This is a genomic window from Actinophytocola sp. (genome assembly GCF_036555685.1).
Lineage (GTDB): Bacteria > Actinomycetota > Actinomycetes > Mycobacteriales > Pseudonocardiaceae > Actinophytocola.
On sequence record NZ_DATBKY010000265.1, the window covers coordinates 1 to 10,701 of the forward strand.

At 73.4% G+C, this 10,701-nt stretch carries 8 protein-coding genes; 3 read left to right on the plus strand and 5 right to left on the minus strand.

From position 1 onward, the window contains the following. Positions 1-61: 61 nt before the first annotated feature. Both VH969_RS27090 and VH969_RS27095 read right to left on the minus strand, forming a co-directional pair. Positions 62-766 (minus strand): hypothetical protein, encoded by a 705-nt coding sequence (locus VH969_RS27090; RefSeq protein WP_331979211.1) that lies wholly within the window; start codon positions 764-766, stop codon positions 62-64. A 33-nt stretch (positions 767-799) separates the two neighbouring features. Continuing rightward, positions 800-1,507, minus strand: coding sequence for a hypothetical protein (locus VH969_RS27095; protein ID WP_331979213.1), 708 nt, complete (start codon positions 1,505-1,507; stop codon positions 800-802). 240 nt (positions 1,508-1,747) lie between these two features. Between VH969_RS27095 and VH969_RS27100 the strand changes: the two genes are divergently transcribed. After that, on the plus strand, positions 1,748-2,881 hold the full coding sequence (locus tag VH969_RS27100) for a glycosyltransferase (protein ID WP_331979215.1): 1,134 nt from the start codon (positions 1,748-1,750) through the stop codon (positions 2,879-2,881). Positions 2,882-2,912: 31 nt separating this feature from the next. On the opposite strand, the gene VH969_RS27105 is transcribed toward VH969_RS27100, so the two are convergent. After that, the gene (locus VH969_RS27105) at positions 2,913-3,716 is read right to left on the minus strand and encodes a class I SAM-dependent methyltransferase (RefSeq protein ID WP_331979217.1); all 804 of its coding nucleotides are present in this window, start codon (positions 3,714-3,716) and stop codon (positions 2,913-2,915) included. A 173-nt stretch (positions 3,717-3,889) separates the two neighbouring features. On the opposite strand from VH969_RS27105, the gene VH969_RS27110 reads away from it, so the two are divergent. Continuing rightward, complete coding sequence (locus VH969_RS27110) at positions 3,890-6,289, plus strand: CDP-alcohol phosphatidyltransferase family protein (protein ID WP_331979219.1); 2,400 nt, start codon at positions 3,890-3,892, stop codon at positions 6,287-6,289. Positions 6,290-6,361: 72 nt separating this feature from the next. Next, entirely contained in the window at positions 6,362-7,477 is a 1,116-nt protein-coding gene (locus tag VH969_RS27115) for a glycosyltransferase (protein ID WP_331979225.1), read from the plus strand. Here the strand turns inward: VH969_RS27115 and VH969_RS27120 are convergent. Both VH969_RS27120 and VH969_RS27125 read right to left on the minus strand, forming a co-directional pair. Beyond that, complete coding sequence (locus tag VH969_RS27120) at positions 7,453-9,753, minus strand: hypothetical protein (RefSeq protein WP_331979221.1); 2,301 nt, start codon at positions 9,751-9,753, stop codon at positions 7,453-7,455. The two genes, VH969_RS27115 and VH969_RS27120, sit on opposite strands and share 25 nt — an antisense overlap. Before the next feature lie 119 nt (positions 9,754-9,872). Beyond that, entirely contained in the window at positions 9,873-10,622 is a 750-nt protein-coding gene (locus VH969_RS27125) for an SDR family oxidoreductase (protein ID WP_331979223.1), read from the minus strand. Between the last annotated feature and the right edge of the window lie 79 nt (positions 10,623-10,701).

Below are 10,701 nucleotides of genomic sequence, written 5' to 3' on the forward strand. Positions count from 1 at the left end.
AATGGCTCCGGCGCGCCTGATCACGAACGGATCAGGCGCGCCGGAGACTCGGGGCGGGGGGTCAGGAGTTGAGCAGCTGGTCGAAGAACGAGCGGTAGCGGCGCAACGCGACCCGCAGTTCCTCGGTCTCCCCGTGGTCGCCACCGTGCCACTGGGCCTCAAGCTCGCGCTTGTGTGCGGCGAAGAGGTCGCTCAGCGCGCCCATCACCTCTTCGACGAGCCGGTCGGCACCCTGCACGGCCGTCTTCGGGTCGTCCACGAAGTCCGCCTGGACCTCCCGCCAGCGCAGGCGGAACCGCTCCACCTCGTCCTGGCCGAAGAGGACGGCGCCGGTGTCCTCACCGGCCCGGCCCGATCCGGATGCGAGGGCACCCTCCGGGACGTCGGACACCGGCGCCGAGCCCGGCCCGCCGGGCGTCCCGGCGGTCATCGGCTCGTCGGCCGGGGCCGGGGTGACCGGCTCGGTGCCGGCCGGTCCCGCCGGCTCCGGCTCCGTGTCGTAACCCCTGCGGCCCACGGTGTCTACTTCGGACTCTGGACGGAACTCCGGGACGGGTTCCGGGTCGGCCGGGGGCGTGCCGGCCGGCCCGGTAGCGGGCCCGGCCGGCCCGTCCACCGATCCCGGAACCTGAGCCGCGGACGGACGCCGGCCGGTCGGGTCGGCCGCCTGGTCGGGCATGGGCTGCCGGCCGTCCGGCTCGTCGCCGCCGGGGATCCGGCCGGTCTGCGGCTGGCCGTAGCCGCCGGGTGTGGTCTGTTCACGCATGACGTCTCCCGATGACAAGTGGACGGACGGTGGTCAGCGCTTGGTGCGCCGCGGTTCCTCGACGACCTGACCGTGGGCCGCGGCGGGGCCGGCAGCGGTCTCCGGGGCGTCCGGGTGCCGGTCCGTCATGCGGGTCTGCGGGACGCCGTGCGTGCCGGCGTCCGCACGGCCGGCCTGGTAGGCGCGGTCTGCGTCGTCCGTCTCCGTGCGACCGTGGCCGAGCAGGGCCTCGAACATGCCGCGGAAGTGCGTCAGCGCCTGCCGGAGCTCCTCAGTGGACGCCGTGCCCTGCGTGTGGCGGGTCCGGATGTCGTGGCCGGCGCGGAAGCGGTCGACCAGGTGAGCGTGCTCGACGGACAGGTCCGCGGTGCTCTGCTCGAAGTTGTCGGTCGGGTAGCCGCGGTCGCGCATGACCATGACCACGAGCTGCTCGGCCGCCGCGACTGCCTCGCCGGGCTGGTCGACGAACTGCTCCTGGACGAGGGTCCACTGCTCGGTGTAGCGGGCGCGGTCGGCGTCGGACAGCGGGCGCAGGTCGTAGCTCTTGTGCCGCTTCTCCCGCTCGGCCAGCTCGCGCTCGGCGACGCGGCGGTCGTCGGTCTCCGAGACGCGCCGGTCGTACTCGGGGCCGAACCGCTCCTGCAACCGGCGGCGGCGGGACTGCTGCGTGACGAACCAGGCGCCCACGGCCAGCGCAAGCACCACGACGATGACCAGGACGACGACAGCTCCTGTCGACATCACGGGCTCCCTTCTCGTTCTCAGTGGTCGAGCGTGGAAGAAGTGCCCGGCATCGGGCGAGGGAATCCTGTCCCGCCCGACATTGCGTCATTAGGAGCAACGAAGACGATCGACCGGAGCAGCTTCGTGCTCAGCGCGACGGTTCGATCACCCATTGCGACTACCCATCTTTCGCGCGGTGCCTGCCCATGTTTGGCGCCGTCCATCACATCGGGCCGGGCGAGCCGCGATGGTCTACGCATGCGGATCGTGTTCTCCAGCCCGCCTTCCTACGGGCACATCTACCCGTTCCTCCCGCTGGCGCTCGCGTGCGCCGACGCCGGCCACGACGTGACGGTCGCGACCGCCGAGCCGTTCCTCGGCCGGCTGTCGCTGCCCACCGTGCGTTCGATGCCGGCGGGGACGACGCTGAAGCAGCTGCGCGACCTGACGCTGAAGAACCATCCCGGGCTGCAGACGTGGACCGTCGAAGGGGTCTACCAGTTCGGCGGGTGGATGTTCGGCGAGAGCCTGCCGCGGGTCGTGGCCCCGGCGCTCCTCGAGGAGTTGCCCCGGCTGAAGCCGGACCTCGTCGTCTACGAGTGCTGCGACATCGGCGCCGCGGTGGCGGCCGACGTGCTCGGCGTGCGGGCGGTCGCCTACGGGATCGGCGCGCTGACCGAGTTCTTCGCGAGCTGGCACCGCAACGCCGTCGCGGACCAGCGCAACCTCTGGCAGGACGGCGAACCCGGCGACCTCGCTGCCTACCCGGGCGGCTACCTCGACCCCGTGCCGGACTCGCTGTACGGCGACCTTCCCTTGCCGCCCAACCGCATCGCGGTGCGCGCCACCGCGTGGTCCGAGCCCGCCGACCTGCCGGGCGAGCTGACCGGAACGCCGCGGCGGCCGCGGGTGTACGTCACGCTCGGCACGATGTCGTACGGCGCGGTGGACGTGCTGCGCGCGGCGATCCTGGAGACCGCGGCGCGCGACGTGGACGTGGTGGTGGCGGCCGGTCCCGACGGCGATCCGCGGCTGCTGGGCGAGCTGCCCCGCAACGTCCGCGTCGAGCGGTTCCTGCCGCAGGCGGAGGTGCTCGCCCGGGTCGACCTCATCGTGCACCACGGCGGCGCCGGCACGGTGCTCGGCGCGCTGGAGTACGGCGTCCCGCAGCTGGTTCTGCCACAGGGCGCCGACCAGCCGTTCAACGGCGAGCTCGTCGCCCGGGCCGGCGCCGGCCGGCAGCTGACCGCCGAGGAGCGGACCCCGGGCGCGATCGGCGCGGCGGTGGCGGCGCTGCTGTCCGACGGCCCCGAGCGCGCGACGGCCCGGCGGATCGCCGGCGAGATGGCCGAGCTGCCCACTCCGGCGCAGATCGCCGCCGGACTGGGCTGACTGCCGTCTCGGCGGCGTGAGTGCCGCGGTGTCAGCTCGGCAGCGCCAGCAGGTCCACGTGCTCGACCGTCGCGGTCAGCTCGCCCGCGGTGCACTCTTCGAGCCGGCGGCGCAGGTACTCCATCCCGGCGCGGGCCAGCTCCGGCTCCTGCTCGCACGCGGCCGCCACCCAGCCCTGCAGCCACTGGGCCGTCAGCGCCGTGCGGTCGGGGCCGAGCCGCCACGGGCTGGGGCGCTGATGCACGACCGCGCCCAGTCCCTCGAAGGTCCGCCTCGTCGCGTCGGCGGCGTCCGGGCCGAGCAGCCGCCTGCCATCACTGACCCGGCGCTGGTGGGCGTTGAAGGCTGCCTCGAGCGTCGCGTCGAGCGGGTCCACCGGGTCCAGCGCCACCCGGCCCACGACGGACAGCGCCAGCAGCGCCGGGCACCTCGCCTCCACGCACGCCGCCGCGAGGCCGACCACGTCCTCGGCGGTCAGCAGGTCCAGCAGCGCGGACCCGGTCACCAGGGACGTGCCGGCCAGGTCGGCGCCGGTCAGCAGCGTCAGGTCCCGCTCGTCGATGACGGCCGTGGCCGGGGCGGGCAGGCTCGCGACCGCCCGCGCGAGCAGCACCGGGTCCCGGTCGGTGAGAATCCAGTGCTGCGGCGCGGGCAGCCGCGGGGACAGCCAGCGGCCCATCGATCCGGTGCCGCAGCCGAGATCGCGGACCACGAGGTCACCCTCGGGCAGGTAGGCGCGCAGGGGGTCGAGCAGCTCGACCGAACGTGCCGCCGCGTCGGCGCCCTCGCGCAACGCGAGCCAGTCCGGGGCGAACTGGCTGGTCGTGACCGTCACGGGACCTCCATCCACTCGTCCTCGCCCGCCGTCACCTATTAACACGCGGCCGGTGCGCGAGAAGTTCACCGGGGTGGAACCCCCAGGTCAAGGCGGCAAAGCGGGAGGGCGTAGAACCATCCGGAGCAGGGAGACGTATTCACGGCAGAACAGCCGAAACCCAGGAGGAAAGCGTGGCCGTCTTGAAAGCGTCTCCGGTGCGCACCCTGATCGCCGGAGCGGCCGCGCAGGTGGCCCTTTTCATCGGGCTTGCCCTGGTCACCGGGCTCGGCCCGTCGGGGTGGCTGACCGGGATCGCCTACCTCGTGATCGGCTGCGCGGCGATCACCACCGGGCTGCGCCGCTACGGCGTCACCGCATTCGGTCCGGCCGACCTGGTGACGCTCGCCCGCGCCGTGCTGATCGGCGGCGTGACCGTCCTCGTCTCCGACATTCCCGAGCCGGTTCCCGTCACGCCGATGGTCGTGCTCGCCGCGGTGGCGCTCTCGCTGGACGCGGTGGACGGCCGGGTCGCCCGGCACACCGGCACGGTGTCCCGGTTCGGCGCCCGGTTCGACATGGAGACCGACGCGTTCCTCATCCTTGTGCTGAGCGCGTACCTGGCCACGAACCTCGGCCCCTGGGTGCTCGCCATCGGTGTCATGCGCTACGTGTTCGTCGTGGCCGGCCGGCTGCTGCCGTGGCTGCGGGCCGAGCTGCCGCACAGCATGATCCGCAAGACGATCGCCGCCGCGCAGGGCATCATCCTGGCCTTCGCCGCCGCCGAGCTGCTGCCGGAGACCGGCAACGTGCTGATCCTCGGGCTGGCGCTCGCGGCCCTGGTCTGGTCGTTCGGCTACGACGTCGCGTGGCTGTACCGCCACCGCGCGGACGCTCCCACCGAGACCACCGAGACCACCGAGCCGGCCGAGGAGGCCCCGGCCCGCTCCACCCGGCGCCGCGTGCTGGCCGGCGTGGGCACCGGGCTCGCGGTCGCGCTCGTGCTGTTCGCCCTCATCGCCCCGAACCGGCTGAGCCACTTCTCCCCGGCCGCGTTCGCCCGGATCCCGATCGAGGCGCTGATCATCACGGGGCTCGTGCTCGTGCTGCCCGCGGTGGCGCGCCGCGTGGCCGCGGTCATCATCGGCCTGTCGCTCGGCCTGCTGCTGATCGTCAAGCTCACCGACATCGGTTTCAACGAGGTACTCGCCCGGCCGTTCGACCTGGTCTTCGACTGGAGCTTCCTGCGGCCCGGCGTCGACTACCTCGCCGACTCCGTCGGCCAGCTCGGCGCGGTCCTCGCCGTGATCGGCGCTTGCCTGCTCGTCGTCGGCACCCTCGTGCTGATGACGATCGCGGCGCTGCGCCTGAGCCGCCAGCTCGTGTCCCGGCGGCCCACGGTCACCCGCAACGTCGCGGTGCTCGGCGTGGTCTGGCTCGTGTGCGCCGTGCTCGGCGTGCAGTTCACCACCGGCACCCCGGTCGCCTCGCGCGCCGCGTCGGACACCGTCTACGACGAGGCGAAGCGCGTGCACGCCGGGCTGCTCGACCCCGAGCAGTTCGCCAAGGAGGCGTCGGTCGACCGGTTCCGCTACACGCCCGGCGAGGAGCTGCTGACCGGCCTGCGCGGCAAGGACGTCCTGCTCAACTTCATCGAGAGCTACGGCCGCGTGGCGGTCGAGGACCCGCTGATCTCCCCCGGTGTGGACGCGAAGCTCGACGCGGGCACCGCGAAGCTCAAGGCGGCCGGTTTCCAGACCCGTAGTGCCTTCCTCTCCTCGTCGACCTTCGGCGGCGGCAGCTGGCTCGCGCACGCGTCGATCCAGTCCGGCCTGTGGATCAACAACCAGCAGCGCTACGACGCGCTGACCGCAGGCAACCGGATGTCGCTCACGAAGGCGTTCAAGCGGGCCGGGTGGGACACGTTCGGCGCCTCGCCGCAGATCAACCGGGACTGGCCCGAGGGCGAGTACTTCGGCTACGACAAGATGTACACGCAGAACAACATCGACTACCAGGGCCCGGCGTTCGCGTACTCGCGGATGCCCGACCAGTGGCTGCTGCAGTACCTGCAGAACACCCAGCGCGGCAAGCCGGGCCACCGGCCGGTGATGGGCGAGATCGACCTGACGTCGAGCCACTCCCCCTGGGCGCCGCTGCCCAAGCCGGTCGACTGGAAGCAGCTCGGCGACGGCAAGGTGTTCGAGACGGCCACGAACGGCAAGAAGGGCAAGAACGTCTGGCCCGACCCGACCAAGGTCAAGCGCGCTTACGGCCAATCGATCGAGTACGTCCTCGAGACCCTCATCTCGTACGCGCAGACCTACGGCGACAAGAACCTCGTGATGATCTTCCTCGGCGACCACCAGCCGGCCCCGATCGTGAGCGGCGAGGACGCCACGCACGACGTGCCGATCACGATCGTCGCCAAGGACCCGGCCGTCATCAAGCGGATCGCGAAGTGGGGCTGGCAGGAGGGGCTCAACCCCGCACCGAACGCACCCGTGTGGAAGATGAGCAAGTTCCGCGACCGGTTCCTGACCGCGTTCGGCCCGGGCAGGTCCAGCCAGCACGTGGCCGCATCGGGAAAGTGACCGCCTCGCCACTGTCCGTCGATCGATCTGGTCGATAGCGCGCCGCGTTCTTACCGTTGGCCGGTGCGCATCATGGTCACCTCGACGTCCGGCGCCGGTCACTACGGACCGCTGGCACCGTTCGTCCGCTCGTTCCGCCGTGGCGGGCACGACGTGCTCGTGGCCGGGCCACCGGAGCTGTACCCGTCCGTGCGCGACGCGGAGTTCTGGGCGTTCGGCGTGCCGCCGTCCGCCGAGATGGCCGCCGTGTACGGCAGCCTGCCCGGGCTGGCGCGGGAGCAGGCGAACGCCCGCGTCATCGGCGAAGTCTTCGGCCGGCTCGACGCGACGGCCGCGCTGCCCCGGCTGCTGGACGCGATCGTGTCGTGGCGGCCGGACGTCGTGATCCGGGAGTCGGCCGAGTTCGGTGGCCTGGTCGCGGCCGAGGTGCACGGCACACCGCACGCCCGCGTCGCCATCGGCCTGGGCGAGATGGAGCGCCTGGTGGACACCCTCGCGACGCCCAACGTGGACCTGCTGCGAGGCAAGTACGGCCTGACCGGGCCGAACCGCCTCGCCGGCGAGCCGGTGCTGACGCTTTTCCCGGCGGGCCTGGAGGACCCCGCGGCCGCGGTGCCGGAGCGGACGGTGCGCTTCCGGGACTCGGCGTGGTCGGTGTCCGTACCGTCGGGCACGCGGCCGTTCGTCTACGTGACGTTCGGCAGCGTGACCGGCAACCTGGGGATGGTGGCCGGCGTCTACGCGGCCGCGCTCGAAGCGGTCGCGGACCTCGACGCCGACGTGCTGCTGACCGTCGGCCGGGACACGGACCCGTCGACGCTCGGCCCGGTGCCCGGGCACGTGCGGGTCGAGCGGTGGGTCGACCAGGCATCCGTGCTCGGCCGGGCGTCCGTGGTCGTCTGCCACGGCGGTGGCGGCTCGACGCTTGGCGCGCTGGCGGCGGGCGTGCCGCTGGTCGTCGTGCCGCTGTTCTCCTCGGACCAGTTCATCAACGCACGCCGGGTCGGTGCGGTGGGCGCCGGTGTGGTCGCCGAGGCGGAGGGCGTCCGCACGGCGCTGGACACGGTGCTGGGCGAGCCGGCCTACCGGTCCGCGGCCGGTGCGCTCGCCACGGAGCTGGCCCGGCACCGGCCGACGGAGGAGGCGGTGGACCTGCTGGCCGCCTATTGGTCCGGAGTGGACAGATAGCTCGTCGCGTGCTCGCGCTGGAGCGGGATCGCACCGCGGTCCGGGTCGGCCTCGGCGGGTACCGGCTGCAGGAGCGGCCCGGCTCCGGCGAGCACCTCACGGGCGGCACTCACCTGGGCGGCGATGCGCTCGTGGAGCTCGCGGAGCCGCTCGACCTCGCGGCCGGCGTCGCCGACGCGTCTGTCGGCTTCGTCGGCGGCCTCGCGGACACGCCGGCCACTCTCGCGCGTGGCCCGGTCGATGATCCGGTCGGCCTCGGCCATGGCGGTGGTCAGGCGGCGCCGGCCGTCGTCGGCGCTCGCCGCACGGAGGTCCTCGGCCTCGCGGATCGCGGCGAGGACCACGCTCTCGGCGGTGCTGTCGGCGAAGGAGAGGATCCGCTCGGCCTCCTGACGGCCCGCGGTGACCCGCTGCGTGGCGGTGTCGTCCGCGTCGGCTATCCGCCGCGCGGCGTCGTCCGCGGCGTCGGCTATCCGCCGCGCGGCGTCGTCCTTCGCGGCGGCGACCCGCCGGGCGCCGTCGGCCATGGCGACGCCGATGACGTGCCCGGCCATGGTGGCGCCGGCGGTGACGAGCCGGCCGGCCGTGTGGTTGGCGCTCTCGATCCGGCGCCCGGCCTCCGTGACGGCACCGTCGATCCACTGTCCCGCCTCGCCGGCCGCGGCGACCAGCACGGTTCCACCCAGGGCGGCGGACGCCGTGACCACGCGCCCGGCCACGTGGTCGGCCCGCTCGACCCGCCGCCGGGCCTCGGCGCGCGCCGCGGCGATGGCACTGCCGCACACCCCGGCCGACGCCCGCACGAGGCGCCCGGAGGTCTCGTTGGCGGCGGCGACCCGGTGCTCGGCCTCGGCGGTCGCCTCCTCGACCCGCCGCCATGCCTCGGCGGTCGCTTCCCCGACCCGTCGCTTGGCCTCGACCGTCGCCTCCCGCACTCGCCGCTCGGCCTCGGCCGTCGCCGCGTGTACGAGGTTCCCGGCGAGCACGCCGCTCGCGCGCACCAGCCGGCCCGAGTTCTCGTTCGCCGCAGCTACCCGCCGCCCGGCCTCGGCCGTCCCGGCGGCCACCAGGCTCCCGCCCAGCGCCGCGGACGCCGTCACCAGCCGACCGGACGCCTCGTTGGCCGCGTCGACCCGGCGCTTCGCCTCGATCGTCGCCGCCGTGACGAGCTCGCCGCCCACGACCCCGGACGCGGCGAGCAGCCGGCCCGAGGCCTCGTTCGCGGCATCGACCCGCCGGCCGGCCTCGGCCGTTGCCACCGCGACCCGCCGCTCGGCCTCCACGGTCGCCGCGTGCACGAGGTTTCCGCCGAGCGCGCCACTCGTCCGCAGCAGCCGGCCCGAGGCCTCGTTCGCCGCGTCGACCCGGCGTTTCGACTCGGCCGCCGCCGCGGACAGGGTCCGGGAGCTCACCGCCCCGGCGGCGGCGAGCAGGCGGCCGGTGCCGGCTCGGGCCTCGGTAAGGAGCTGGTGCGTCACGTTGCCCGCCACCGCCACCAGTTGCGCCGACCGCGCGTTCGCCTGCTGCAGCCGGTACGCCGACTCCGCGAGCGTCGACGTCGTCAGCTCCGCACTCATCGACGCCGCCGCGAAGAGCAGCCGGCCGGCGGTCTCGTTGGCCGTCGCGACGCGGTCCGCGGCGTACTCGCGGGCCGCCAGCTTCTGCTCGGCGATCTCTCGCAGCGCCTTCGTGCGCCGGGCGGAGATCGCCACCTCGAAGTCCGTCTCCACCTGCTCGCGCCGGCGCGCCGCCCGTTCGTCCAGCTCCTGGCGCCGCCGCTCCGCCTCCGTGGTCATCACGGCCACCTCGACGCGCGTCTGCTGCAGCAGCGAGTGGTGCTCGTGCTCCATCTCGCGGCGGCGGGAGTCCAGCTCGGCGATGGACTTCTCGTAGCGCACCCGCAGCCGGGTCGCCGCCTCCTCGGCCGTCGCCCAGCAGTGCTCGGCCGCGGCCCGCGCGCGGGCGGTTATCTCGGCGGCCTCGTCGTTCGCGAGCTCGACCATCCGGCGCAGGCGGCCCTGCAGCTGCGCCGGGTCGATCGGCTTGCGGCAGACGTTGTCCAGTTGCTGGCTCAATCGGACGTTCTGCGCCCGGAGCTGTTCGACCTGTCTGGCAAGGGCCTCGGCGAGCTGGACGTTCGCGTCCCGATCGGCGGCCAGGATGCGCAGCTCCTCCTCGACGGACTGCACGTACCTGCGTACCGGACCTCGCCGGTAACCGCGCAGCACCACATCGAACCCGGTGCGTAGCGGAACCAGCTCCTCGCCGTTGCCCACTCGGCCCTCACTCCCTCCGCAGTCCTTTATGGACAGTCAGTGCGGTCGCGGCCGAAAGACCCTGTCATTCCACGTATACCCCAACAGGGCGGCCCGGTGAAGGGAAGTGATCATTTCGTTCAGATCCCCGGCAACGCACCACCGTCCACGGGGATCATCGAACCGGTCAGGTAGGACGCCGCGGGCGACAGGACGAACGCCGCGACCCTGCCGAACTCGGCCGGTTCGCCGTACCGGCCGAGCGGGATGGACGCCAGCCGTGCCGCTATTGCGTCCGAAGTGGACAGAGAGTCGAGATACGTCATCCGGTCGGTCTGGATCCGGCCCGGCAGGAGCCCGTTCACGCGGATGTTTCGTGAGCCGAGCTCGTTCGCTAGCGACTTCGCCACCATCGCGAGCCCCGGCCGCAGGCCGTTGGAGATGCCCAGGTCACCGATCGGCACGCGGACCGACGAGGACAGCACGAACGCGACCGACCCGCCCTCGGGGAGCTCCGGCCCGATCTCCCGGGCGAGCCGGACCGCGCCGAGGAAGACCGGCTCGAACGCGGACCGCCACTGCTCGTCCGACATCGACAGGACCGGTCCCGCGGCCGGCCCACCCACGCTGACCAGCAGCCCGTCCACCCGCCCGAACCGCGACCGGGCCTCGGCGAGGAGCCGGCCGGGCAGCTCGGCATCGGCGTTGTCCCCCACGACACCAACCGCGCCGGACCCGAGCGACGAGACGGCTTCGGACACGGCGGCCTCGTCGCGCCCGGAGACCACGACCCGCGCCCCCTCCGCGACCAGCACGGACGCGGTCGCGAGGCCGAGGCCCCGGCTCCCGCCGGTCACCAGGTAAACACGGTCCGAAAGATCCAGATCCACCTTTGCTCCCGGGATTGGGGCGGTGCCGGGCACCGCGCGTCAACGGTCCCGGCACCCTCCCACAGCAGAGAGCGGGGGG

Bases quoted from the DNA above. Each gene is read 5' to 3' on its own strand.
- VH969_RS27090 (WP_331979211.1), bottom strand. From the start codon at position 766: ATGCGTGAACAGACCACACCCGGCGGCTACGGCCAGCCGCAGACCGGC.
- VH969_RS27095 (WP_331979213.1), bottom strand. From the start codon at position 1,507: ATGTCGACAGGAGCTGTCGTCGTCCTGGTCATCGTCGTGGTGCTTGCG.
- VH969_RS27100 (WP_331979215.1), top strand. From the start codon at position 1,748: ATGCGGATCGTGTTCTCCAGCCCGCCTTCCTACGGGCACATCTACCCG.
- VH969_RS27115 (WP_331979225.1), top strand. From the start codon at position 6,362: ATGGTCACCTCGACGTCCGGCGCCGGTCACTACGGACCGCTGGCACCG.